The sequence below is a fragment of the Methylophilus sp. DMC16 genome (genome assembly GCF_056314045.1).
In genome coordinates this window covers 38,075-62,026 of record NZ_JBQUZC010000002.1, presented here as the reverse complement: position 1 = coordinate 62,026, position 23,952 = coordinate 38,075, and the positions used below count along the sequence as shown (strand labels likewise).

Annotated in this window: 24 protein-coding genes; 11 read left to right on the top strand and 13 right to left on the bottom strand. The window is 51.7% G+C overall.

Features of this window, described 5'->3' with window-relative positions:
* Positions 1–38 precede the first annotated feature (38 nt).
* Entirely contained in the window at positions 39–1,169 is a 1,131-nt protein-coding gene (gene dnaJ / locus ACT53D_RS08390; protein ID WP_194748658.1) for a molecular chaperone DnaJ, read from the top strand.
* Positions 1,170–1,665: 496 nt separating this feature from the next.
* Positions 1,666–2,460 (top strand): ParA family protein, encoded by a 795-nt coding sequence (locus ACT53D_RS08385; RefSeq protein ID WP_476155680.1) that lies wholly within the window; start codon positions 1,666–1,668, stop codon positions 2,458–2,460.
* 6 nt (positions 2,461–2,466) lie between these two features.
* Here the strand turns inward: ACT53D_RS08385 and corA are convergent, their stop codons facing one another.
* A complete protein-coding gene (gene corA, locus ACT53D_RS08380) occupies positions 2,467–3,555 on the bottom strand; it encodes a magnesium/cobalt transporter CorA (protein WP_313985819.1) in 1,089 nt (362 codons plus the stop codon).
* A 119-nt stretch (positions 3,556–3,674) separates the two neighbouring features.
* Here corA and aroC point away from each other — a divergent pair, with 119 nt between their 5' ends.
* Entirely contained in the window at positions 3,675–4,766 is a 1,092-nt protein-coding gene (aroC, locus tag ACT53D_RS08375; protein WP_476155678.1) for a chorismate synthase, read from the top strand.
* 55 nt (positions 4,767–4,821) lie between these two features.
* Positions 4,822–5,994 carry an MFS transporter gene (locus tag ACT53D_RS08370; protein ID WP_476155676.1) on the top strand — a complete coding sequence of 391 codons (1,173 nt, stop codon included), beginning with the start codon at positions 4,822–4,824 and terminating at the stop codon, positions 5,992–5,994.
* 199 nt (positions 5,995–6,193) lie between these two features.
* On the opposite strand, the gene folE2 is transcribed toward ACT53D_RS08370, so the two are convergent.
* From folE2 to ACT53D_RS08325, 9 genes are all read right to left on the bottom strand, one after another.
* The gene (gene folE2 / locus ACT53D_RS08365; protein ID WP_476155674.1) at positions 6,194–7,000 is read right to left on the bottom strand and encodes a GTP cyclohydrolase FolE2; all 807 of its coding nucleotides are present in this window, start codon (positions 6,998–7,000) and stop codon (positions 6,194–6,196) included.
* Positions 7,001–7,049: 49 nt separating this feature from the next.
* Complete coding sequence (gene dxs, locus ACT53D_RS08360; protein WP_476155672.1) at positions 7,050–8,894, bottom strand: 1-deoxy-D-xylulose-5-phosphate synthase; 1,845 nt, start codon at positions 8,892–8,894, stop codon at positions 7,050–7,052.
* Positions 8,895–8,896: 2 nt separating this feature from the next.
* On the bottom strand, positions 8,897–9,787 hold the full coding sequence (locus ACT53D_RS08355; RefSeq protein WP_379074742.1) for a polyprenyl synthetase family protein: 891 nt from the start codon (positions 9,785–9,787) through the stop codon (positions 8,897–8,899).
* 26 nt (positions 9,788–9,813) lie between these two features.
* On the bottom strand, positions 9,814–10,059 hold the full coding sequence (locus ACT53D_RS08350; RefSeq protein WP_194748651.1) for an exodeoxyribonuclease VII small subunit: 246 nt from the start codon (positions 10,057–10,059) through the stop codon (positions 9,814–9,816).
* A gap of 74 nt (positions 10,060–10,133) precedes the next feature.
* Positions 10,134–10,787 carry an alpha/beta hydrolase gene (locus tag ACT53D_RS08345; RefSeq protein ID WP_476155669.1) on the bottom strand — a complete coding sequence of 218 codons (654 nt, stop codon included), beginning with the start codon at positions 10,785–10,787 and terminating at the stop codon, positions 10,134–10,136.
* A gap of 95 nt (positions 10,788–10,882) precedes the next feature.
* A complete protein-coding gene (locus ACT53D_RS08340) occupies positions 10,883–11,242 on the bottom strand; it encodes a pilin (protein ID WP_379074748.1) in 360 nt (119 codons plus the stop codon).
* Between the two features lie 67 nt (positions 11,243–11,309).
* Entirely contained in the window at positions 11,310–11,657 is a 348-nt protein-coding gene (locus ACT53D_RS08335) for a pilin (protein WP_379076864.1), read from the bottom strand.
* A gap of 448 nt (positions 11,658–12,105) precedes the next feature.
* Positions 12,106–12,651, bottom strand: a complete 546-nt coding sequence (locus ACT53D_RS08330; protein WP_379074751.1) for an SRPBCC family protein — start codon at positions 12,649–12,651, stop codon at positions 12,106–12,108.
* Between the two features lie 198 nt (positions 12,652–12,849).
* A complete protein-coding gene (locus ACT53D_RS08325) occupies positions 12,850–13,869 on the bottom strand; it encodes a YVTN family beta-propeller repeat protein (protein ID WP_476155667.1) in 1,020 nt (339 codons plus the stop codon).
* A gap of 177 nt (positions 13,870–14,046) precedes the next feature.
* Between ACT53D_RS08325 and ACT53D_RS08320 the strand changes: the two genes are divergently transcribed.
* Positions 14,047–14,595 carry an RNA pyrophosphohydrolase gene (locus ACT53D_RS08320; protein WP_476155665.1) on the top strand — a complete coding sequence of 183 codons (549 nt, stop codon included), beginning with the start codon at positions 14,047–14,049 and terminating at the stop codon, positions 14,593–14,595.
* A gap of 14 nt (positions 14,596–14,609) precedes the next feature.
* On the opposite strand, the gene msrA is transcribed toward ACT53D_RS08320, so the two are convergent.
* Positions 14,610–15,125, bottom strand: a complete 516-nt coding sequence (msrA, locus tag ACT53D_RS08315; protein WP_476155663.1) for a peptide-methionine (S)-S-oxide reductase MsrA — start codon at positions 15,123–15,125, stop codon at positions 14,610–14,612.
* Positions 15,126–15,288: 163 nt separating this feature from the next.
* Here msrA and gap (ACT53D_RS08310) point away from each other — a divergent pair, with 163 nt between their 5' ends.
* The gene (gene gap / locus ACT53D_RS08310; protein WP_313985669.1) at positions 15,289–16,290 is read left to right on the top strand and encodes a type I glyceraldehyde-3-phosphate dehydrogenase; all 1,002 of its coding nucleotides are present in this window, start codon (positions 15,289–15,291) and stop codon (positions 16,288–16,290) included.
* A gap of 99 nt (positions 16,291–16,389) precedes the next feature.
* On the top strand, positions 16,390–17,583 hold the full coding sequence (locus ACT53D_RS08305) for a phosphoglycerate kinase (protein WP_476155661.1): 1,194 nt from the start codon (positions 16,390–16,392) through the stop codon (positions 17,581–17,583).
* 48 nt (positions 17,584–17,631) lie between these two features.
* Here ACT53D_RS08305 and ACT53D_RS08300 read toward each other — a convergent pair whose 3' ends face one another.
* Positions 17,632–18,624 (bottom strand): sensor domain-containing diguanylate cyclase, encoded by a 993-nt coding sequence (locus ACT53D_RS08300; RefSeq protein WP_379074765.1) that lies wholly within the window; start codon positions 18,622–18,624, stop codon positions 17,632–17,634.
* Positions 18,625–18,780: 156 nt separating this feature from the next.
* On the opposite strand from ACT53D_RS08300, the gene gap (ACT53D_RS08295) reads away from it, so the two are divergent.
* The 4 genes from gap (ACT53D_RS08295) (at position 18,781) to ppa (ending at position 21,784) form a co-directional block, all read left to right on the top strand.
* Entirely contained in the window at positions 18,781–19,842 is a 1,062-nt protein-coding gene (gene gap / locus ACT53D_RS08295) for a type I glyceraldehyde-3-phosphate dehydrogenase (RefSeq protein ID WP_476155659.1), read from the top strand.
* Positions 19,843–19,945: 103 nt separating this feature from the next.
* Positions 19,946–20,845, top strand: coding sequence for a phosphoribosylaminoimidazolesuccinocarboxamide synthase (locus ACT53D_RS08290; RefSeq protein ID WP_476155657.1), 900 nt, complete (start codon positions 19,946–19,948; stop codon positions 20,843–20,845).
* Between the two features lie 21 nt (positions 20,846–20,866).
* A complete protein-coding gene (locus ACT53D_RS08285) occupies positions 20,867–21,163 on the top strand; it encodes a YkvA family protein (RefSeq protein WP_194748642.1) in 297 nt (98 codons plus the stop codon).
* Positions 21,164–21,235: 72 nt separating this feature from the next.
* Positions 21,236–21,784: an inorganic diphosphatase gene (ppa, locus tag ACT53D_RS08280; RefSeq protein ID WP_194748641.1), complete on the top strand. Its 549-nt coding sequence runs from the start codon at positions 21,236–21,238 to the stop codon at positions 21,782–21,784.
* Between the two features lie 73 nt (positions 21,785–21,857).
* Here the strand turns inward: ppa and ACT53D_RS08275 are convergent, their stop codons facing one another.
* The gene (locus ACT53D_RS08275) at positions 21,858–23,888 is read right to left on the bottom strand and encodes a sodium-translocating pyrophosphatase (protein ID WP_476155655.1); all 2,031 of its coding nucleotides are present in this window, start codon (positions 23,886–23,888) and stop codon (positions 21,858–21,860) included.
* Positions 23,889–23,952: the final 64 nt, after the last annotated feature.

Below are 23,952 nucleotides of genomic sequence, written 5' to 3'. Positions count from 1 at the left end.
TTCTAGACGCTGTTAACTGGACATGAAAAAGGCAAGCAATGGCAGCTGCAAAAAAAGACTATTATGAAGTACTCGGTGTGAACCGGGACGCCAGCGATGAGGAAATTAAAAAAGCCTTTAAAAAGCTGGCGATGAAGTTTCACCCGGACCGTAACCCGGATAACCCTAAAGCCGAAGAGAGCTTTAAGGAAGCAAAAGAAGCCTATGAAGTGCTCAGCGATGAGCAAAAACGCGCCGCTTACGACCAATATGGTCACGCCGGGGTAGACCCGAGCATGGGCGGCGGCGCTGGCTTTGGCGGCTTCGGTGGCGGTGGATTCAGTGATGCTTTTGGCGATATTTTCGGCGATATTTTTGGCGGTGGACGCAATCAGCGTTCCAACGTCTACCGTGGCGCAGACTTGCGGTATAACCTCGAAATTTCGCTTGAAGAGGCGGCGCGCGGCACCGAAACCAAAATCCGTATTCCGGTGCAAGCCACCTGTGAAACCTGTCATGGCTCTGGCGCACGGCCTGGCACCTCTCCTGTCACTTGTACCACTTGTAACGGACATGGTCAGGTGCGCATGCAGCAGGGCTTTTTCTCTGTGCAGCAGACCTGTCCCAAGTGTCACGGCACCGGCAAGATGGTGAAAGACCCGTGCCCAACTTGCCATGGCAATGGACGCGTCAAACAGAACAAGACACTGAACGTGAAAATTCCGGCCGGTGTGGATGAAGGCGACCGCATTCGTTTAAGCGGTGAAGGGGAGGCTGGCGTCAACGGGGGGCCAACCGGTGATTTGTACGTGGTGGTCCACCTCAAGGAACATCCGATCTTCCAGCGCGATGGCGCAAACCTGCATTGTGAGATGCCGATCAGTTTCAGCACTGCTGCGCTGGGCGGTGAAATCGAGGTGCCAACCCTGGATGGCGCTGCCAAAATGAAGATTCCGGCAGAAACCCAAACCGGCAGCGTGTTCCGTTTGCGCGGCAAGGGTATCAAGCCTTTGCGCTCTAGCGAGCATGGCGATCTCATGGTGCATGTGGTGGTTGAAACACCGGTGCGTCTGACCGAGAAGCAAAAAGAGTTGTTGCGCGAGTTTGAGAACAGCACCCAGGCGGATGCGGGCAAACATAGCCCGAAGAACAAAAGTTGGGTCGATAAAGCACGCGATTTTTTCAGCTAATCCTTGTCTTTGATCAAAGCCGTTAGTCTGGCGAGCCGCCTTCTGTTAGACTAACGGTGATTCCATTTTTGACTGTTTTATTTAAAACAGTTTTTCAAGCGATTCTTGCAAGTTGTTGTTTTTATTAAAGTTACAATTTAATAACAATTGAATTTTCAGTTTTACAATTCAGTTACAGCTTGGTCAAATTACTGCAATAACTCCTCCCTATACTGAACACATCTTTAAACGAAACACAAAATGTTTTGTTTGATGGCTAGGTTTAGTTGATTTTCAACGACTAGCATTGATTTCCTCCTGATCCAAACCCCCTTTTAACCCGCTTTTGCGGGTTTCTTTTTTTGTACTGTTTGCTTTGTGCGCCCGGCTTTGTTGCTTGCACAGACGATGCGGGGTAGTCTCTACTAGCAACATCGTTTATGATAGTGCGCATCTAGGTCTGAAATATCCAGGTCTGAAATGATTTCCTCAAGCGCGACTTTGCATTCATACCCTCATGTTAAAAATTGCCATTCTTAATCAGAAAGCCGGAGTTGGGGCGACGACGACTGCGCTAAATCTGGCCGCCGCCTACCAGCGCAAACAACGTCCAGCGTTGTTGCTGGATATGGATCCGCAGGCAAGATTGACCGAGATCTATAAGCATACAGGGTTGAATGTTCAGTCCAGCCTACTCGATTTTTATGAGCGTGGCACTGCTGTCGCCAACCTGGTTCAACCGCTACGTAATGGTTTGCAACTGATTACGGCCAATCATGCGTTGAGCAAGCTCGATTCGCAATTTGGCCGTGGACCGGCGACCCTGGGTAAGTTGAATGCGGGCTTGGACACCCTGGCACAACAGCAGCCGGCGTTAACGGTGGTGATGGATTGCTGTCCGTACATGGGGGTGATTTCATTAAGTGCCGTGTTTGCCAGTGACCTGGTTGTGGTCCCTGTGACCACGGATTATTTATCGATTCATTCTGCGGTCCGGATGGACAAGGCGCTCAATGCCTTGCAGCCCGTGCTCAAGCGCAAGATCGCGCGCCGCTACCTGCTCACGCGGGCCGAGTCACGCAAGAGCATGACCACTGAGGTGGAGCAGGAAATGCGCCGCCTGTTTGGTCAGGAGCTGCTCATGACCAAAATTGGTGAGCATGCTGCCTTGAGCGAAAGTCTGCGCATGGGCCAGCATGTGTTTGAGTATGACGCACAAAGTGCCGCCGCCCATGACTATCTGGCGCTTTATTTCGAGCTGCAGGATGTGTTCAGGCAATTGAACCGGCAACCGCTGGCGACGCTTGTCTGAGTGCCACTAAGCTTCACGGCGGCTGCTTAACCACTGCCGCCGCCAGAAAACTAGCAGCATGGCCAAGGCAATGCCCAGCATCATCAACATCGCCCACCAAAAGCCGTTTGGCTCCTTGAGCCAGGGCATTTCATTGAAGTTCATGCCAAAAATCCCCGCAATCAGTGTCGCTGGCATAAACAGCATGGCGACCACGGTCAATGCCCGTACTTCCAGGTTGACGCGCTGACTCAAGCTGGTCATGTAAATATCCATGAGTCCACTCAAGGTGTCGCGGATCGCTTCCAGCGACTCGGTAAAATGCACGGTGTGATCATACAGGTCGCGCAGGTAAGGCACGGTTTGCGGACTAAAGAATCCGTGTTCATTGCGGATCAGGCTATTGAGCACTTCTCGCAAGGGCCATACTGCCCGTCTGAGCTGGATGGACACATGTTTGAGGCGGTGGATATTCTGCAGGTCTTCCGGCGTGGGCTGGTTAAGCAAATGGGCTTCGAGTTGTTCGGCATCCTCATTGATGGCCTCCAGCACCTGAAAGTAACGTTCCATCAGGCTATCTAGCAGGGTATAGCACAAGTAGTCCGGGCCACTTTGACGCAGCAAGGCCTGGCCCTGGCGCAAGCGCTCGCGCACGGGCTCAAAACTGCCAGAGGGCCTTTCCTGAAAAGTCAGCAGCCACTCACGACCCAAGGCCATGCTGATTTGCTCGGAGCTCACACTCATGCTTTCAGCATCATAGTAAAACAGGCGCGTTTCCAGAAACAGGTAGTCGGGGTAGGTATCCAGTTTGGGACGCTGTTCGGTGTTTAAAATATCGTCCAGTACCAACGGATGCAGCTTGAAGCGACGGGCGACCGCTTGTAAAAGGGGAATATCCAGTACGCCGTGCACATTAATCCAGGCCACATGCCCGCCAGGCGCTTGCCAATCAGTGATCTCCTGCATGGTCAGTTGCTGCGCGACTAGCGCTTGCGTGTTGTAGCAAATTTTGTGAATGCAGGCGGCGGTTGACTCTGTTTGCGCGGTCGTGTCGGTGCCGGTTTGCGGCTTGCCTAACAGTCGATGTTTGCGGTGCGGGTGCTTGCGTTTAGCCATCATGGTCCCAGATCAATAAGCCGTTTCAGCATAAGCGTTCAAGGCCCGGAAATCAACCCGTGGGCGGGGTCGCAGGCAGTCTATGATAAAATAAACAAAATTATTCAGTGAGAGTTCACATGTCTGGCAATACCATCGGCACCCTGTTTACCCTGACCTCATTCGGCGAATCGCATGGTCCGGCCATTGGCGGGATTGTGGATGGCTGTCCGCCAGGGCTGGAGTTGAGTGCTGCCGACCTGCAAGTGGATCTTGACCGTCGCAAGCCTGGAACGTCACGCCATGTGACGCAACGGGCAGAAGCCGATGAGGTGGAGATCTTGTCTGGTGTGTTTGAAGGCAAAACGACTGGTACACCGATTGGTTTGCTGATTCGCAATACCGATCAGCGCTCGCAGGATTACAGCAAAATCATGGACACTTTCCGTCCTGGCCATGCGGATTATACCTATTCCCAGAAATACGGCATTCGCGATTACCGTGGCGGTGGCCGTTCCAGTGCGCGTGAAACAGCGGTGCGTGTAGCCGCCGGCGCCATTGCCAAAAAATGGCTCAAGCAACAATACGGCGTAGAAATCCGCGGCTATTTGAGCCAACTCGGTGAAATCAAGGTGCCGTTTGTGGGCTGGGAAGCGCTGGCACATGAGGGTAACGCTTTCTTTGCCCCCAATGTCGAGATGTTGCCGCAACTTGAAGCTTATATGGACCAGATCCGTAGCGAGCGCGATTCTGTCGGTGCTCAGATTACTGTGGTGGCCGAACGCGTGCCGGTTGGTCTGGGCGAACCGATTTTCGACCGTCTGGATGCCGATATTGCGCATGCGATGATGGGCATTAATGCCGTTAAAGGCGTGGAAATCGGTGCCGGGTTTGATTCGATTGCCCAGCGCGGCAGCGAGCATTGTGATGAGTTGACGCCAGAAGGGTTTGCCACCAACCATGCCGGGGGTATTTTGGGCGGCATTTCCAGCGGTCAGGACATTGTGGTCAATGTCGCGTTCAAGCCCACGTCCAGCATCCCGCAAGCGCGTCGTTCAATTAATCAGGCTGGCGAGGCGATCATGATGCAAACCACGGGTCGTCATGACCCATGTGTCGGCATCCGGGCCACGCCTATCGTAGAGGCGATGCTGGCATTGGTGCTGATGGATCATGCCCTGCGTCATCGTGGCCAGAATGCGGACGTGCATTCAAACACGCCTCGTCTGTAATTTCACCCGCCCATGGCCTGCGCCTGGGCGGTGACCTTTAAAGCGCACACCTGTCATGAGCCACGCCTTACACTTTAATCTGTCGCGCTTTTATTTCATCTACTACTTTTTCGTCGGTGCGTTCGTTCCCTACTGGGGGCTTTATCTGACGGCCGAATCCTTCAGTCCTGCCGATATCGGCATCCTCATGTCGCTGTTTCAGTTGAGCCGGATCGTCGCGCCCAATCTTTGGGGCTGGCTGGCTGACCATACCCGGCAACGTGTACGCTGGATACGCGTGACCGCGTTTCTCGGCTTGCTGGGCTTTGTCGCCATCTTTTGGGCCCATGATTTCAAGACCATGTTTATTGTCATGGTCGCCTTAAGTTTATTTACCAGCTCCACCTTGCCGCTGTCGGAGTCGCTGGTACTGGCGCATTTGGCTAGCACCAACGGTCACTACAGCAAAATCCGTTTGTGGGGCTCCTGGGGCTTTATTGTGGCCTCAGTCTTACTCGGTTACCTGACGGACTGGTTTGGCATAGGCAGCCTGCTCTGGTTTATTCTGCTGGTGCAATGCAGCTTGTTTGGCCTGACCTGGTTATTACCTGAGGCGCATGTTCCACCGCATGCGCAGGATGATTTTTCAGTGTGGCAAATTCTGAAGCAGCCTGCCGTGATGTCGCTGCTGATTGGCTGCGCCATGATGGTGACCGCGCATGGGCTCATGTATAACTTTTATTCGATTTATCTGGCCGAGCATGGCTATAGCAAAGGCATGATCGGCTGGTTATGGTCGCTAGGCGTGATTTGCGAAATTGGCATTTTCATGAAAATGCCCTGGATCATGGCACGCTTTAAACTCAAAACCATTTTGCTGGTGAGCCTGCTGATTGGCGTGGTGCGCTTTACCATGATGGGTCTGGTGCCAGATCAACTGTGGTTGTTATTACTGGCGCAAACCCTGCATGCGTTTACCTTTGGCAGTTTTCATGCGGCCTCGGTCGAGGTGGTGACGCAATATTTTAATGGCCGTCACCAGGCCAAAGGGCAGGCCATATATAACAGTGTGGCGTACGGGGTAGGTGGCGCGCTGGGTGGCTTACTCGGCGGTTTTGCCTTGCAGTATTTAGGCGGCCAATTGACCTTTACGCTGGCGGCGCTGTTTCCGCTCCTGGGGGCGATCATCGTGGCGGTCGGCCTGCATCTGAATCAACCTTATGCGCGCAATGGCATGTTTAGTCATTAGTGAAGGAGGGCACATCAGCAGGTATAAAAAAACGGCCTGATGGCCGTTTTTATTTGCATGTGCGGTTATGAAAGACGTTTGTCTTTCTCAATTAATGCATAAGCCGAGTGATTGTGGATAGACTCGAAATTTTAGTTTTGGCCGCTTCGCTTAACATCGAAATCGATGTTAGCCTACACTGAAACTTTGTCAAAACAGATTACTGAACGCGTTTGTCTCTCTCGATCAAGGCATATGCACTATGGTTGTGAATACTCTCAAAGTTTTCAGATTCAACAACGTATTTGATGATACGTTTTTCATCATTGAGTTGTGCTGCGACGTCACGCACCATATCCTCGACAAATTTTGGATTGTCATAGGCGCGCTCGGTGACGAATTTTTCATCTGGACGCTTGAGCAGGCCATACAACTGGCAAGAGGCTTGTTCTTCAACCAGGGTTACCAAGTCTTCCAGCCACATAAACTCGCTCAATAATGCAGTGACAGTCACATGTGAGCGCTGATTATGTGCGCCGTAGTCTGAAATTTTCTTGCTGCATGGGCACAGGCTGGTCACTGGTACCATAACCTTGACGGTAATCTCGAACTGGCCATTTTTGATTTCACCGATAAACGTTACTTCATAATCAAGCAGGCTTTTCACACCAGATACTGGCGCCGCTTTGTTGATGAAGTAAGGGAAGCGCATTTCCACATAGCCTGATTCAGCCTCCAGGCGCTCCACCATTTGGCGCAAGATGGTTTCAAATGAATCAATCGAGATGGCACGCTCGTTCATGTTCAATATCTCGACAAAGCGAGACATATGCGTGCCTTTAAAATTGTGCGGCAAGTGCACAAACATATCAAACATCGCTACGGTATGTTGTTCGCCGCCCGTTTTGTCTTTGACAATGACAGGGTGACGGATAGATTTGATGCCGACTTTGTTGATGTCCAGACGACGCACGTCAGGCGTATTTTGTACGTCTTCAATCGTTGTGGGGAGCACGGGTTGATTCATTAGGGTTCCATAGCGGGGATGCCCGCCTGTTAGTTAATAGTTGAGTTTACTACTCGGAAATTAATTTCTCAATAGCCAAGCGTATACCGGTCTCGTCTAGACCACAATCCGCAAGCATAGTTTCATGTTTGCCGTGATCAATAAAACGGTCAGGAAGTCCCAGACAGCGGATGGCTTTCACCACGCCATGCGACTGCAAGCACTCCATGACGGCAGCGCCAGCTCCACCCTGAACAGCGTTTTCTTCCACCGTGACCAGGTAGTCGTGGGTTTGCGCCATGTGCAACACCATCGCTTCATCCAGCGGCTTGATAAAGCGCATATTCACCACGCTGGCATTCAAAGCTTCTGCAGCTTGTAATGCAGGCTCCAGCATGCTGCCAAACGCCAGAATTGCCACTTTTACGCCCTGTCTGACTTGGCTGGCTTTGCCAATTGCTAGCGTCGCTAACGTGGGCGACACGGTGGCACCGATGCCACTGCCGCGCGGATAACGGACAGCCGCAGTCCCAGGGTAGTGGTAGCCGGTAGACAACATCAGCCGGCACTCGTTTTCATCGCTGGGTGCCATGATGACGATCTCCGGGATGCAGCGCAAAAAGCTTAAATCAAAGCTGCCCGCATGGGTGGGGCCATCGGCACCGACCAGCCCGGCACGGTCAATCGCCAGTAACACATCCAGTTTTTGCAGCGCAATATCGTGGATCAATTGGTCGTAAGCGCGCTGTAAAAAGGTCGAGTAGATCGCCACTACGGGCTTAAGGCCATCGCACGCCATGCCAGCAGCAAAGGTCAATGCGTGTTGTTCAGCAATGCCGACATCAAAATAGCGTGCCGGATACGTCTCTGCAAAACGATTGAGTCCGGAACCGTCACACATGGCAGGCGTGATGCCTATCAGTTTGTCATCTGCCGCGGCCATGTCTACCAGCCAATCACCAAACACTTGCGTATAGGTCGGACGGTCGCTGTGGCTCAGGCTGTGACCATTTTCCGGGTCAAACTTGCTCACACCGTGGTATTTGTTTGGGTTATCTTCGGCCGGGCTGTAGCCTTTGCCCTTTTGCGTCACCACATGCAAAAACTGCGGCCCTTGCAATTGACGGATATTGCCCAGCGTATCCACCAGTGTGTCTATGTCGTGGCCATCAATCGGGCCGATGTAATTAAACCCGAACTCTTCAAACAGGGTGCCGGGCGTGACCATGCCTTTGGCATGTTCTTCCGCGCGTTTGGCAAATTCTTTGACGGGCGGCATGATATCCAGCACTTTTTTACCGCTACGGCGTACGCTGTCATACAACTTGCCCGACATGAGGCGAGCCAGGTAATTGTTGAGCGCCCCCACATTGTTGGAAATGCTCATGTCGTTGTCATTGAGGATCACCAGGATATTGGTATCCATGTCGCCCGCATTATTGAGCGCCTCAAACGCCATGCCTGCGGTCATGGCACCATCACCGATAATGGCAACACTGCGGCGATCGAGTCCTTGCGCTTTGGCCGCTACTGCCATGCCTAGCGCTGCAGAAATCGAGGTGCTGGAGTGGCCGGTGCCAAAGGTGTCGTACTCACTCTCATCACGCTTGGGAAAACCGGCAATCCCGCCCGCCTTGCGCAGGCTTGCCATGGCTTCGCGTCTGCCGGTCAGAATTTTGTGCGGATAGGTTTGATGGCCCACGTCCCACACTAAGCGGTCATCCGGCGTGTTGTAAATGTAATGCAGCGCAATGGTCAGTTCGACGACGCCAAGGTTAGAGGCCAGATGCCCCCCTGTTTGCGAGACGCTTTGAATCAGAAATGCTCGCAGCTCTGCAGCCAGCACTTTGAGTTGTGTGCGCTCGAGTGCGCGTAACTCAGTGGGGGATTGAATACGGGACAATAGTGAAGTCATGATTAAAAAGGACGCTCACAAATAAATTTGGCAATCCCGCGCAGCGGATCCGCCTGGGCACCATAGCCTGCCAATAATTGCAGCGCTTCAGCATAAAGTGCTTCTACCAGCGTTTTTGCCTCCTCCAGCCCCAGCAGGCTGACGTAGGTAGACTTGTCTTGCAGCGCATCTTTGCCAGCCGTTTTGCCCAGGGTTTGCGTATCTGCTGTTGCATCGAGAATGTCATCGACAACCTGAAATGCTAGCCCCATCTTTTGGCTGTATTGCTCCAAACACTGAATTAATGCCGGTGCGGTGTCTGGCGCCGCATAAGCGCCAAGCAATGTCGCGGCTCGGATCAGCGCGCCAGTTTTATATTGATGCATGGTCTCTAACTCAGCACGCGTCAACCGTTTGCCCGTACTCTGCAAATCGATGCTTTGGCCGCCACACATGCCACGTGAGCCGGTCGCTTGTGCCAATACCTGCACTTGCTTGAGCGCTTGTGGTGCCTGAGTCTCGGCGATGCATTCAAATGCCAGACTTTGCAAGGCATCACCGACCAGCAGTGCGGTGGCATCATCATATTGCTTATGGCAACTCGGCTTGCCACGACGCAAATCGTCGTCATCCATGCATGGCATATCGTCATGCACCAATGAAAATGCGTGAATCAACTCGACAGCTGCCGCACTGGCATCAGCCGTCATTCTGGAGGTGCCTGCCAGTTCTGCTGCGGCATAACTCAATAACGCACGCACCCGTTTACCTCCACCGAGCACCGCGTAACGCATGGCTTCGTGCAGGCGTTCAGGCAATATTTGCTCACCAGGCAAAAGGCGAGCCAGCACCTGCTCCACATGTTGTTGATGTGCGCGTGCCCAATGATCAAAGACAAAAGCAGAAGTGGTCATGAATAAACAGGAAAGTGGCTGGCGGGTTAATTCGCTTCGAAGGGCGTCAGTTGCTGTTGTTGGTTAAGCAGCATCACGGTTTGTTCTGCTTGCTCTAAAGAGGTCTGGCAAGCTTGTAACAATTGCACGCCCTCAGTATAGGCTGCCAGTGAGGCCTCTAGCGGCAGTTCGCCTGACTCCATGCGCTTGACGATGGTTTCTAGCGCCGCTAGGCGTTCGGCAAAACTTGGTTGATCACTCACCGCAGACGGTGTTTTTTTGGGAGCACTCATGAAAATAGGCCTATGAAAACGCTGGCTATTTTAACAAAACTCCCCCTGCTTGCGGGATTATTCTCAAGATAGGGTTATTGCGCTGGCGGAAGCACCTTGAGCAAAAATTGGCGGATATCGTTGATCTCTTCGTCGCAAACACTATGCGGCATATCGTATTCATGCCATTCCACCGCATAGCCTGTGGCCTCCAGTGTTTGCCGCGAAGCTTGCGCGGTTGCCATGGTAATTACGCTATCAAAACGGCCATGCGCCATCCAGATCGGGCACTGCTGGTTGGCTGGGTGTTTTTCTTGGGAGAGTTGACTCTTTAAGGGTAAGTATGTGGAAAGCGCCAGTACGCCTGCCAAAGTTTGTGGAAAACGCGTTGCCGTATGCAAAGCCATCGCGCCGCCTTGCGAGAATCCTGCCAGTAAAATGCGGTGCGCCGGAATCCCCTGCGCAATTTCGGCTTCTATCATCGCATTTAATGTCGCTTGCATGCTTTTAATCCCGACTTCATCTTGCGGGCTACCCGGCTGTAGCCCAAAAATGTCATACCAGGCACGCATTTCGTAGCCATTGTTGAGAGTGACGGGACGGTAAGGGGCATGAGGTAGGATAAATTTGATGTGTGGCAGGTTGAGCATTTGTACCACAGGCTCAAAGTCGTGGCCGTCGGCACCTAGGCCGTGTAACCAGAGTACGGTTGAGCTACAATTTTTATTTACAGCAAGCTGTTCTAACATTGTTTTTAAATTCAAATCAGTTCCGTTGAAGCGCTGCTATCTTGTTTAAGATTTGCTTAAAATGCATTTATTCAAGTCTGTTAAGTTATAAATTCTCAAGGAGAGTTTGTTGTAATAAGACAAGGAGTACCAGCGCTTAAATTACAAGAAATAATGGCGTTGCCAGGTGAGTGAGTTCTAGATGTGAACGTTGTTATTGTAACTACTTTAACACCATTGTTAATGTCGCTACAGGCTTTTGCAACCGGAGCTGGGATATTCGCTATGGATTTGTTCAGTTGTATGTCTGCGTAAACTCTTCTTGCATAAATGTTAGCTTCTTTCAGACATGCACCATTTGCAGCCTCTATTCTGTAAGCTTGAAAAGCGGGCACGGCCACGGCCGATAAAATGCCTATAATAGAGATCACGATCATTAGTTCAATCAGTGAGAAGCCCGTATTATGTATTTTCATCATTAAGCCTTAGTAAAAAGCCCTGTTTGAACAGGGCTTTTTCTTATTTGCTCAAGTAGATTAGATATTAAGCTTTAGGGGTCTTGGTGCAAGTTCCGCCCTTCACCAAATCACAAGAAATGGTTGCGCCAGTGCCCTCTTTTGCCGGCTCTGCTGAGAAGGATTTATCTGTCGCTAGTGGTTTAGTGATTGCCTTGCAAGCTTTAGCATTGTGATCTGGAATATCTTTGGATAATGCAATTGCTGAGTAGACTATTGTTGAGTATGCACTAGCTTCTGCCAAACAAGCGCCATCAGAAGCCTCTTTTGTGTAGTCTGAATATGCAGGAATCGCCACAGAAGCCAAAATACCAATAATGGCCACTACGATCATTAATTCAATCAGGGTAAAACCTTGTTGTGCGTGTTTTTTCATCATGTTTTCCTTCAAGTCAAGTTTAAAGTCAGTTACTTCTTTGTTTAAGTCACTGCTTTTTCAACAGTGTTGGCTAACCATAAAGCAACAGGCGTGCCAGTCTGCTTTTACTGAATGTAACTGATTGAAAAATATGAATTAAAGGGTTTTTATGCTTCATTTCTTCGAATTGAATTTAAAAAGTGCGAGCGTGGTTGTGGTTAGCCAAGCTGACAGAAAGTGACAGGCTTTGCCCATCTTTGACAGGATAGGTGATGGTTTTGGGCAGGTGGTTTGGCTAAATGCAAAAAAGGGATTGTGTGGTACACAATCCCTTTACTTGGTGCCAGTCGCTTGCTTTTGGCAGTGACTGATTTGCAAAAACAGTGTTGTTTACAACGTAAGACTTACCAGAATTTCCACCAGGGTTTACTGTTGCCTTGCGATTTTTTTCCAGAACCCTGGCTAATTACTTTCCCGATTCGGCAACCTTTTTCAGGCTTTCGAGACCTGGATCAAAAAAGTCGTCGAGCGCCTTGGTCGCGGCATCATCGTTTTGCTCAGGCTTTGGAATGTTGGAGGAATCGGCGCGAGTGTAGCTGCCTTTGACTGAAACGACGGTGTCATTGCCGTTGGCAGTCACTGTGATCATTGGGTAAAAGTTAGAAAACTGTAATGTACTTTTTTCGTAGACATATTCGTATTTAACGCGCATGCCAGCGTCATCAATGAAACGCAGTTTTTCGTACATGACGCCGCCGTTTTTCAGTTTGACGGTGCGGTAGGTGGCGTCGTCACCGTTTTCATCTTTTTTCTGCTCTACGGTGGTAGACACAACACCCGCGTGCCAGGCTTGTTCGTTACCAAAGTCTTTGACCAATGCCCATACTTTTGCAGCTGGCGCTTTGATGGTGACGCTTTTTTCAAAGCGCAAGGCCGCTGCACCGTGTGCACCAGCGGTGAGGGGGATCAAGGGCAATAAAGAAACTGCAATCATGCCTAGAAATTTTTTCATTACATATCTCCTGAAATTTACAGACTTTTAAAACGCTTTTAAAACTAAAGCTCGGCGTGGATCGGTAAGCGGTCAAAGTGTTTTAAAAAACAATCCGAGACTTTACCCAAAAATAAACTTCTTTGCGACTAATTCATTGGTCATCCTGTGAAAAAATCAAAAAATAGGTTGCTTTGGCTCTGCAGAGCCGTTTTCTTGCTATTTCGCTTCGAGAATAAATTGCCCGAAAGAGCGGCATAACTTGGGACTGCTGATCGTTTGCGTCACGGTATTGGTGAGTGCATCAATGATGGAGACATTGTCAGTACCCCAGTTGACGACCAGTACCTGATTGCTGGCCTTGTCGTATTCAATGCCCTCGGGATATTCGCCCACAGCGATGGTTTTGATGGTGTTGCCATTGGTCAAATCAATTACCGACACGCTTTCGGCGTGATTGTTGCTCACGTAAGCACGACGGCCATCTGGGCTGATCGCCACGCCATAAGGGTGCTGCCCGGTTTTGACGGTGCTGGCCTGATAGGTCTCTACATTCAGCAAGGTGAGCGTGTTGCTGACCACATTAACGACAAACACGGTTTTACCATCCGGGCTCAAGCTTAGTGCAAAGGGATGCAGGCCAACGGGCACTTGTGCAATGGTTCTCAAGGTTTTGGTATCGACCACGGTGACATCGTTACTGTCGCGGTTGGCGATAAACAGCTTTTTGTTATCCGCACTGACCAGCAAGCCGGAAGGGGTTTTGCCCGCTTTGAAGGTTTGCTGTTTTTCAGGATGCGCAGTATCCACTGCAATCACTTGCTCGCCGCCCCAATCGGCCACGTACAAGGTTTTCTCGTCGCGGCTTAAAGCAATGCCAACGGCTTGGGCGTTGACCGGAATTTCTTGCACCGTTTGTTGGGTGGCGCTATTGATCACTGACACGGTTTGGCTATTAGCGTTGCTGATATACACGCGCTGCTTTTTAGGTGCGATAGCCACCCCGACTGGGGCTTTGCCCACCGCAATGGTACGCGTGACTTGCTTGCTGGCGATGTCCAGCACGGATACGCTGTCACTGCCTTGATTGGTGATGTAAGCGAGGTTGCCCGCTAACGCGAAAATGGGCACACCAAGCAAGAGGGGGGCAAAAAACTTCATACTTGCCAACGGGAGACGGATCGAGAGCCCGGTCGTAAATCTGGTTGAAAATCGCTTGAGCATGGGCAAACAACGCATGGTCTTGTCTCTGGTTGACAGTGTTTTCGTGGGGCGCATGATGGATTTTAAATAAATTGGCGAGTCTGCTTTTGAATTTTATACACCTTGCCGGGCTTGCGCATGCTTTTGACGGTTGTCCTTTCATTAAAGGCTAAAGTGTGAAAAAATTGCATGAAATATTGAAGGCAGTTTTTTATGTTAGATCGTGATGGATACCGTCCAAACGTCGGAATTGTGCTTTGCAATACGCACAATCAGGTGTTTTGGGGCAAGCGTATCAGGGAACATGCATGGCAGTTTCCGCAAGGCGGCATCAAATATGGTGAAACGCCTGAGCAAGCCATGTATCGTGAATTGATGGAAGAGGTTGGCCTCAAGCCTGAGCACGTTAAAATTCTGGGCCGTACACGTGACTGGCTACGCTATGACGTGCCTACCAGCTGGGTCAAGCGCGAGTGGCGCGGAAGCTACAAAGGACAAAAACAGATCTGGTTTTTGTTGCGCCTGATCGGGCGTGACAGTGATGTGTCATTGCGCGCGACCGAGCATCCCGAGTTTGATGCCTGGCGCTGGAGTGAGTACTGGGTGCCGCTGGAGGATGTGATCGAATTCAAGCGCGAGGTCTATCAATTGGCCTTGAATGAATTGGCGACTTTTCTGCATCATCCTGCCAGACGCCACTATCCTAAAGCGCGCAAATCCTCGGCCGTGACCAAGCAGCCGCCCACCGTAACGCCAGAGTAATGTTCATGCCTGGTTTATGACCAGCTTGCTGTTGCGCGATCTTGCGGTAATATCCACTGCGGTCTCAGGCCGTGGCAGGTGTAGCCGTTGGGGTAACGCAGCAGATAATCCTGATGCTCCGGTTCTGCCAGCCAGAAGTCTGTCGCCGGTGTGAGTTCGGTGACAACTTTGCCGGGCCAGATGCCTGAGGCGTTCATTTCAGCAATCAATTGTTCGGCAACGGCTTTCTGTGCTCCTGACGCATAAAAAATGGCCGATCTGTAAGAGGGCCCCAAATCGTTTCCCTGGCGGTTAGGCGTGGTCGGGTCGTGAATCTGAAAGAAAAAGACCAGTAATTGCCGCAGGCTGATCTGTGCGGGATCAAATACAATCTCAATCGCCTCGGCATGGTTGCCATGATTTTTGTAAGTGGCATGGGGCACCTCTCCGCCGGTATAGCCTACCCGTGTGCTAACGATGCCAGGCAGTCTTCTGATTAAATCTTGCATGCCCCAAAAGCAGCCACCCGCCAGAATAATGTTGTCTTGCATAACCTTCCTCTTTGATCACAAGCAGCCCTGCGTGGTCAAAATGACCGGGTTTTAAATATGGGAATGCTTGAGTCGTGTATCAAATCAAACACTTACTGTCTGTCCAGTATAGTGTGTTTAGGTTAAAATACTTCATTTTAGTTCTAACAATGTTGGGGAGCATATGTCAGTCAAGGTAGGCATTAACGGGTTTGGACGGATAGGTCGCATGGCGTTGCGTGCGGCAATTGAGCAGCCAGAGTTCAGCAATATTGAAGTGGTGGCGATTAACAGCTCATATGATGTTGAATACATGATGTATTTGCTCAAGTATGACTCAGTCCATGGCCGGTTTAATGCCAAAGTAGAAGCTGACAATGGCGCGTTGGTCGTGAATGGTAAGCGTATCCATTTGACGGCTGAGCGTGACCCGAACAATATTGACTGGCGCAAAGGCGGTGCAGAGATTGTGGTGGAGTCCACCGGCGCCTTTTTGACTCAGGAAACCTGCCAGCCGCATATTCAAGGCGGTGCCAAAAAAGTAGTGCAATCTGCGCCGGGTAAAGATGATACTCCCATGTTTGTATTTGGCGTGAATCACCATGAGTATACTGGTCAGGCCATTATTTCAGCGGCTTCGTGTACCACCAACGGCTTGGCGCCTTTAGCCAAAGTCTTGCACGATAGCTTTGGTATCAAGCGTGGCCTGATGACCACCATTCATGCCGCCACTGCATCACAACTCACGGTTGATGGTACCTCCAAAAAAGACTGGCGCGGCGGTCGCAGTGTGTTTGAAAACATTATTCCTTCGAGTACAGGCGCGGCCAAGGCGGTGGGCAAGGTGATTCCTTCCCTCAACAAAAAACTCACCGGCATGTCCATGCGCGTGCCTTCTGCCGATGTGTCTGTCGTTGACCTGACCGTGGAGCTCAATAGCGAAACGACTTATGAGGCCATTTGTGCAGCCATGCAACAAGCTGCTGACGGCGCGCTGAAAGGCGTACTGGAATACACTAACGAGAAGGTGGTTTCCAGTGACTTCCGTAGCAGCCCAGCCGCCAGTGTGTTTGATGCCGATGCCGGCATTATGCTGGATCCGACCTTTGTTAAAGTGGTCGGCTGGTATGACAATGAATACGGATATACCTGTAACCTGCTGCGTCTGGTTCAACACATTGCTTAATCATGCACGGGGCTTTATGCCCCGTTTGCTTTTGCCAAACAGCTTTTTATCCTTACCAGTTTATATTCAAGCGGCGCCGACCGCTCAAGGGAGACCTTCATGAAATTCATCAAAATGACCGACCTCGATTTACGTGGCAAGCGCGTTTTCATCCGTGCGGATCTCAATGTGCCGGTAAAAGATGGCGTAGTGACCAGTGATGCCAGAATTGTGGCCAGCATGCCCACCATAGAATATGCATTGAAAGCCGGTGCCAAAGTGATGGTGACCTCACACCTGGGCCGTCCTGAAGAGGGGGGGTATACCGAAGAAAACTCCCTGAAGCCCGTGGCCGATGTCATGAGCAAGCTATTGGGTCAGCCGGTCCGCCTGGTGAAAAACTGGCTGGCACCGAATGCGCCTGAAGACAGTTTGACCACCGAGGACGGTCAGTTGATTTTGCTCGAAAACTGCCGCTTTAATGTGGGTGAGAAAAAAAACAATGATGAATTGGCCAAAAAGTACGCCGCGCTCTGCGATGTATTTGTCATGGATGCCTTTGGCACCGCACACCGCGCCGAAGCCTCCACCCACGGCATTGCCAAATTTGCGCCTGTCGCCTGTGCCGGTATTTTGCTGACCGAAGAGCTTGATGCCTTGAGCCAGGCCTTGCTGGCCCCGGCACGTCCGCTGGTGGCGATTGTGGGCGGGTCTAAAGTCTCTACCAAGCTCACCGTGCTGGAAAGTTTGTCTGACAAAGTGGATCAACTGGTGGTAGGCGGCGGCATTGCCAATACCTTCCTCAAGGCGACGGGTCATGAAATAGGCAAATCTCTGTGCGAAGACGACCTGGTGGAAACGGCCAAAGGCCTGATGGGGAAAATGGCTGCCCGTGGCGCTTGTGTGCCGATTGCCAAAGATGTGGTGGTGGGTAAGCAGTTTGATGCGAATGAGCCTGCCGTGAAAAAAGCCGCAACTGAGGTCGCTGCCGATGACATGATTTTTGATATCGGCGCGCAATCCGCGGCTGAGTTGGTCGATATCATCATGAAAGCCGGTACCGTGGTCTGGAATGGCCCGGTTGGTGTGTTTGAGTTTGACCAGTTTGGCGAAGGCACCAAAACCATTGCCAAGGCGATTGCCGAAACCAAGGCGTTTACGCTGGCTGGGGGCGGTGACACCATTGCCGCCATTCAAAAATACGACATCTATGACAAAGTGTCTTACATCTCAACGGCCGGCGGCGCGTTTTTGGAGTTTCTGGAAGGCAAGACCTTGCCTGCGGTGGCCATGCTGGAAGCGCGTGCTGCCTAGTTTTTGTTCACCGCGGTGAGCTGCTCGCGGACTTAGCCCGCATTTGGTCTACACCGAGAGCGGCACCGTCAGTCTGTGGTGTTTGTCGTACACTTCAACGCGATTACGGCCCTGTTTTTTTGCCACATACAGGGCCTTGTCCGCTTGTTCCAGCAATAAATTACCGTCTTCACTAAAATTGAGCCACTGGGTGCGTGCGGGTTGCTCCTTTGTGGATTGCGCATGATGGGCGCCCAGTGAGGCAATGCCTATACTCACTGTCATCAAGCGGTGTCCGGCAAAACGGATATCCAGCGCCATGATTTTTTGCCGGATGCGCTCGGCAATTTTGACGGCTTCCGCCTGCGTGGTCTGGCCCAGTACCAACACAAACTCTTCTCCACCGTAGCGTGCAGCCAGATCTCCTGGCCGGTTACTAAAGCCTTGCAGAATGGTGGCGACTTGGCGCAAACAGTCATCGCCAGCGGCATGCCCCATGCTGTCATTGAGTTGCTTGAAGTGATCCGCATCGACCATCATCACACTCAGGCTGGATTGATGGCGGATCGCGCGTGACCACTCATCCCGCATGAATTGCTCCAGTCGACGGCGGTTGGCGAGGCCGGTGAGCGGGTCTGTCAGTGTGAGGGCAGAAATCCGGTCTTCGACCTGCTTGTGATGCGTGATATTGGTGAGGGTCAGCAAAAAGCACGGGCCCTGCTCTGCGAGGCTGCTTTGCATCGGCTGCAAATTCAAGGTCAGCCAGGTCGGCTCCTGGGTTGGAGTGTGGCAGAGGTAATCAATACTGAAATGGTCACGTGCCCCACTTAATACCTGTTGAACGCCCTCCAGCAAGGCTGGCTGGTTGGTGTCTTCATTGGCCTTGCAAATATCGAGATAGGCGATGCCAAACCAGTCTGTGTCAAGTTGCAGGCCGTAAAACAGGCCAAAGCTACGCCAAGCCTGATTCACATAGAGAATGCTGCTTGCTTCATCAATCACTGCCACTTGCAATGATAATGTATCCAGAATACCACTCAGTAATTGCTCTGCAACGTTCACAAAATATCCGATGGGCGGGGGGGCTTGAATGATTTAAAGTTTTTAAGTTTTAACTCTATTCTATTCAAGGCCACGATGACTGTCTAACGCTAACTGCTCAAAATAAGCATCAAAATTGCTTGTTTTAGGATATCCACGACAAAAGGAGTCCAAAAAATGACTGTTCGGATCGGCATAAACGGGTTTGGCAGAATTGGGCGTATGGTGCTCAGAGCCGCATTAAATCAGGCAGAGTTCAAAGATGTGGAGGTGGTGGCGATCAACGGCATCGAGGCGCCCGAGCAGATGTTGTATATGCTCAAGTACGATTCGGTGCACGGTCGTCTCGCATACGATGCACAGTTAGAGGGCGAATCGCTGGTGGTGAATGGCAAGCCCATCCGGTTGACGGCACATCGTGATCCGGCGCAGATTGACTGGGCCAGTGCAAACGTGGATGTGGTGGTGGAGTGTACTGGTGTCTTTCTGACCAAGGAAACCTGTGCTGCACACATCAATGGGGGCGCGCGCATTGTCGTCCAATCAGCGCCAGGGAAGGACGACACGCCTATGTATGTCTATGGCGTCAATCATTACCATTATCGCGGTGAAGAAATTGTTTCTGCCGCCTCTTGCACCACCAATGGCCTGGCGCCCATGGCCAAGGTGTTGCATGACCATTTTGGCATCAAACGTGGATTGATGACCACTATTCATGCGGCCACGGCGACTCAAAAAACGGTGGATGGGACGTCGAACAAAGATTGGCGGGGAGGTCGCGGCGTCTTTGATAACATTATTCCTTCAAGTACCGGGGCGGCCAAGGCCGTCGGTAAAGTGATTCCGGCCCTCAACAAAAAGTTAACCGGCATGGCCATGCGTATTCCGTCGGCAGATGTGTCGGTGGTTGACCTGACGGTCGAGTTGCAGCAAAAAATCACTTACGAAGACATCTGCGCCGTGATGAAGTACGCCGCAGAGCGAGATTTGAAGGGGGTGCTGGGGTATACCGATGAGGCCGTGGTTTCCAGTGATTTCAGAGGCTACCCAGCTGCCAGCGTGTTTGATGCATCGGCTGGCATTATGCTGGACCCCTCTTTTGTGAAGCTGGTAGCCTGGTACGACAATGAGTATGGTTATACCTGCAATTTGCTGCGTCTGACGCGCTATGTGGGCTATGCCAAGCTGTGCATGACCAATTTGCCTGATCCGGTCGAGATTGAAGAGGTGGCTGCTTAGCGAGACGGCCTCCATTTGCGGGCTGAGTCTTTACCGGACAATTTATTCGCCTGCAAGGGCGTGGCGCATTTATAATGCGGTTTTTACTTTTGTGATCACGATTATGTCAGCGCCATTGCTCGAAACTTCTATCAAGAGTCTGAAAAAACTGCACCAGGGGAAGGTGCGTGATATCTACGATATCGACGCGCAGACCATGCTGCTGGTCAGTACAGATCGCTTGAGTGCTTTTGATGTGATTTTGCCCACGGGGATTCAACACAAGGGCGCGATGCTGACGCAAATGGCTAACTTCTGGTTTGAGCAATTGCAGAATGTGGTGCCTAACCACTTGACCGGGATCGCGCCGGAATCTGTAGTCGCGCCGGATGAAGTGGCTCAGGTCAAAGGCCGTGCCGTGGTGGTCAAAAAACTCAAAGCCTTGCCATTGGAAGCGATTGTGCGCGGGTATTTGGTAGGCAGCGGCTGGAAAGAGTATCAGGCCAAGGGCACGGTATGTGATATTCCCCTGCCAGCAGGCCTGCAACTGGCGCAGCAGTTGCCACAACCTTTGTTTACCCCTTCGAGCAAGGCGGCGGTAGGCGAGCATGATGAAAATATCAGCATTGCCCGGGTGGAAGCCCTGATTGGTAAAGCGCTCACCGCCCAGGTCGAGCAGGCGGCAATTGCGCTATATACGCGTGCGGCCGAGTATGCGCGTACCAAAGGCATCATCATTGCCGACACTAAGTTTGAATTTGGTGTGGATGCGCAAGGGGTATTGCATGTGATGGACGAGGTATTGACGCCTGATTCTTCACGCTTCTGGCCTGCAGACCAGTATCAGGTGGGCAGCAACCCGCCCAGCTACGATAAACAGTATGTGCGTGACTGGCTGGAAAGTTGCGGTTGGGACAAGACGCCGCCCGGCCCGGAACTACCAGCTGACGTGGCTCAACGCACCTCGGACAAGTACATGGAGGCATTTGCCAAACTCACCGGTCGCACGTTGCAGGTGGATTGACTGCTGAATCGGTCAAGGGCGATGGGGTTTCGTGCACAACTGGTGACGCTGGGCCAACGCTTTAAACAAGAGGTCTTGTTTTATCGCGCATTGCTCGCGCATCCGCAAACGCCCTGGTTAGCCAAAGCGTTATTATGGCTAGCCTTGGCGTATCTGGTGTTGCCATTTGATCTGATTCCCGACTTTATTCCGCTGATTGGCCAGCTTGATGAATTGGTGATTATTCCGCTGTTGCTGTATCTCGCGCTCAAGCTGATTCCTGTGACGATCAGGCAGGCATGCCGCGATGCGGTCGCGGCTGAGCAGGATCAAAAATAGTGTTGTTTGCCAGCAAATGTTCATATTAATCGCCTATAATGGCGATTTTTTTATAGGGATAGGTTTAAAAACATGTCTTTGAATTTGGTGCCTAGCGGCAAAGATTTGCCCCACGACTTTAACGTCATTATCGAAATCCCAGCCAATGGTGATCCAGTGAAATATGAAGTAGATAAAGAAAGCGGCGCACTGTTCGTCGATCGCTTTATGGGCACCTCCATGCAGTATCCATGTAACTATGGTTACATTCCACATACCCTGGGCGATGATGGAGACCCGGTGGATGTGCTGGTGATTACGCCAGTGCCTTTGTTGCCAGGTGTGGTCGTGCGTTGCCGTGCATTGGGCATGCTGAAAATGACGGACGAAGCGGGTGGTGATGCCAAAGTGCTGGCGGTGCCGGTTGAGAAAGTCTGCGGCCTCTATGCTTATCAAAAAACATTGACCGATGTATCGCCTTGGCGCCTGGATATGATTGCGCACTTCTTTGAACACTACAAAGATCTGGACAAGGGTAAGTGGGTGAAAATTGAAGGCTGGGTGGGGATTGAAGATGCCCACAAGGAAATCGTGGATGGGGTTGCCCGTTACAACAAGGCCGAAGTGAAACCAGCGTTTTAATTTGTTGCAACGCGTACAACAAAGCCGGGTCGTTCGCCCGGCTTTTTGTTTTATGAACGCTTAAAATCCAAGGTCAATGTAATAAGGGTACGATCAGCAGCGCCACAATATTGATGATCTTGATCAGTGGGTTCACAGCTGGGCCCGCCGTATCCTTGTAAGGGTCACCAACGGTATCGCCTGTCACGGCCGCCTTGTGCGCATCAGATCCTTTGCCGCCATAATGGCCATCCTCAATGTATTTCTTGGCGTTATCCCAGGCGCCACCACCAGTACACATCGAGATGGCGACAAATAAGCCGGTCACGATGGTGCCCATCAACAAACCGCCCAGTGCGACCGGCCCCAGAACCAGTCCGACCACAATCGGTGCGGCCACCGGCAGCAGAGAGGGCAACATCATTTCCTTGATGGCTGCGCTGGTCAGCATATCCACGGCTTTGCCGTATTCAGGCTTGGCTGTGCCCTCCATAATCCCTTTGATTTCGCGAAACTGGCGGCGGACTTCTTCAACCACACTGCCTGCGGCACGACCTACCGCTTCCATGGCCATGGCGGCAAACAGATATGGAATCAAGCCGCCGATAAACAAGCCTATGATGACTTTGGGGTCGCTCAAATCAAAGCTGGCAGTGATGCCGGCGCTTTCAAGCTTGTGTGTGTAGTCTGCAAACAGGACTAACGCTGCCAGGCCTGCGGAGCCAATAGCATAGCCTTTGGTGACCGCTTTGGTGGTGTTGCCTACAGCATCCAGCGGGTCAGTTACATCGCGGACACTGCTAGGTAATTCAGCCATTTCGGCAATCCCGCCTGCGTTATCGGTGATCGGGCCGTAAGCATCCAAAGCCACGACAATGCCTGCCATACTGAGCATGGCCATGGCGGCAATGGCTACCCCATACAGTCCTGCCAGGTGAAAAGCGACATAAATCGCAAGACACACCGAGAGTACAGGCAGGGCGGTGGACTTCATCGAGACGCCTATCCCGGCAATAATATTGGTGGCATGGCCGGTGGTAGAGGCTTGCGCCACGTGTTTGACCGGCGCGTAATCGGTCCCAGTGTAGTATTCGGTAATCCATACCAGTGCCGCGGTCAGTCCCAGCCCTACCGCACAGGCGCCAAACAGGGCCAGGCTGGACACCGTGACTTCACCATGGGTATAGCCTTGCGGAAATACATATTGCGTGACAAAGTAAAACGCAATTAGCGACAGGACGCCAGCGACCGCCAGGCCTTTATATAGCGCGGGCATCACATTCTTCATACCGGGCGAGGCTTTGACAAAAAAACAGCCAATAATTGAGGCGACGATGGAAACCGCCCCTAGCAACAAGGGGTAAATGATGCCATTGGCACCTGCTTCTGTTGCCATCAGTCCCCCCAGTACCATGGTGGCAATCAGGGTCACCGCATAAGTTTCAAACAGGTCAGCCGCCATGCCTGCGCAGTCACCCACATTGTCGCCGACATTGTCCGCAATCACAGCCGGGTTGCGGGGGTCATCTTCAGGAATACCCGCTTCTACCTTACCTACCAGGTCGGCCCCGACATCGGCGCCCTTGGTGAAAATGCCACCGCCCAAGCGCGCAAAGATAGAGATCAACGAGGAACCAAAAGCCAGGCCAATCAGTGGGTTCAGATCAGTCGCCTGCTCAGCACCCAGGTAGATATAAAACCCTGCCACCCCTAACAGCCCCAGGCCAACGACGAGCATGCCAGTGATTGCGCCGCCTTTAAATGCGACATCCAGAGCCGCCCCTATGCCATGCGTCGCGGCTTGGGCGGTCCGTACGTTTGCTTTCACCGAGACGTTCATGCCTATAAATCCGCAGGCACCGGAGAGAACCGCGCCAATCACAAAACCGATGGCAGTTTGCGGGTTTAGAAAAATACCGATCAAGATCGTCAAAACGATCCCAACCAGGGCAATCGTTTTGTATTGTCGGGAGAGATAGGCAGCCGCCCCTTGTTGAATGGCGCCGGCAATTTCTTGCATGCGGGCGTTCCCCGCGGGCAACCCTGAAATCCATTGACTCATTACGACGCCATACACTACCGCCAGAACGGCGGCACCAAGCGCTAACATTAGTGCAACTGACATGACTTCTCCTGTTCCTGATGAAACTGCGTTGAAGATAATGACTGCTCACCACCCTGTTGCCAGA

Coding starts and splice junctions, on each gene's coding strand:
- dnaJ (WP_194748658.1), top strand. CDS start 39: ATGGCAGCTGCAAAAAAAGACTATTATGAAGTACTCGGTGTGAACCGG.
- ACT53D_RS08385 (WP_476155680.1), top strand. CDS start 1,666: ATGTTAAAAATTGCCATTCTTAATCAGAAAGCCGGAGTTGGGGCGACG.
- corA (WP_313985819.1), bottom strand. CDS start 3,555: ATGGCTAAACGCAAGCACCCGCACCGCAAACATCGACTGTTAGGCAAG.
- aroC (WP_476155678.1), top strand. CDS start 3,675: ATGTCTGGCAATACCATCGGCACCCTGTTTACCCTGACCTCATTCGGC.
- ACT53D_RS08370 (WP_476155676.1), top strand. CDS start 4,822: ATGAGCCACGCCTTACACTTTAATCTGTCGCGCTTTTATTTCATCTAC.
- folE2 (WP_476155674.1), bottom strand. CDS start 7,000: ATGAATCAACCCGTGCTCCCCACAACGATTGAAGACGTACAAAATACG.
- dxs (WP_476155672.1), bottom strand. CDS start 8,894: ATGACTTCACTATTGTCCCGTATTCAATCCCCCACTGAGTTACGCGCA.
- ACT53D_RS08355 (WP_379074742.1), bottom strand. CDS start 9,787: ATGACCACTTCTGCTTTTGTCTTTGATCATTGGGCACGCGCACATCAA.
- ACT53D_RS08350 (WP_194748651.1), bottom strand. CDS start 10,059: ATGAGTGCTCCCAAAAAAACACCGTCTGCGGTGAGTGATCAACCAAGT.
- ACT53D_RS08345 (WP_476155669.1), bottom strand. CDS start 10,787: ATGTTAGAACAGCTTGCTGTAAATAAAAATTGTAGCTCAACCGTACTC.
- ACT53D_RS08340 (WP_379074748.1), bottom strand. CDS start 11,242: ATGAAAATACATAATACGGGCTTCTCACTGATTGAACTAATGATCGTG.
- ACT53D_RS08335 (WP_379076864.1), bottom strand. CDS start 11,657: ATGAAAAAACACGCACAACAAGGTTTTACCCTGATTGAATTAATGATC.
- ACT53D_RS08330 (WP_379074751.1), bottom strand. CDS start 12,651: ATGAAAAAATTTCTAGGCATGATTGCAGTTTCTTTATTGCCCTTGATC.
- ACT53D_RS08325 (WP_476155667.1), bottom strand. CDS start 13,869: ATGCGTTGTTTGCCCATGCTCAAGCGATTTTCAACCAGATTTACGACC.
- ACT53D_RS08320 (WP_476155665.1), top strand. CDS start 14,047: ATGTTAGATCGTGATGGATACCGTCCAAACGTCGGAATTGTGCTTTGC.
- msrA (WP_476155663.1), bottom strand. CDS start 15,125: ATGCAAGACAACATTATTCTGGCGGGTGGCTGCTTTTGGGGCATGCAA.
- gap (WP_313985669.1), top strand. CDS start 15,289: ATGTCAGTCAAGGTAGGCATTAACGGGTTTGGACGGATAGGTCGCATG.
- ACT53D_RS08305 (WP_476155661.1), top strand. CDS start 16,390: ATGAAATTCATCAAAATGACCGACCTCGATTTACGTGGCAAGCGCGTT.
- gap (WP_476155659.1), top strand. CDS start 18,781: ATGACTGTTCGGATCGGCATAAACGGGTTTGGCAGAATTGGGCGTATG.
- ACT53D_RS08290 (WP_476155657.1), top strand. CDS start 19,946: ATGTCAGCGCCATTGCTCGAAACTTCTATCAAGAGTCTGAAAAAACTG.
- ACT53D_RS08285 (WP_194748642.1), top strand. CDS start 20,867: ATGGGGTTTCGTGCACAACTGGTGACGCTGGGCCAACGCTTTAAACAA.
- ppa (WP_194748641.1), top strand. CDS start 21,236: ATGTCTTTGAATTTGGTGCCTAGCGGCAAAGATTTGCCCCACGACTTT.
- ACT53D_RS08275 (WP_476155655.1), bottom strand. CDS start 23,888: ATGTCAGTTGCACTAATGTTAGCGCTTGGTGCCGCCGTTCTGGCGGTA.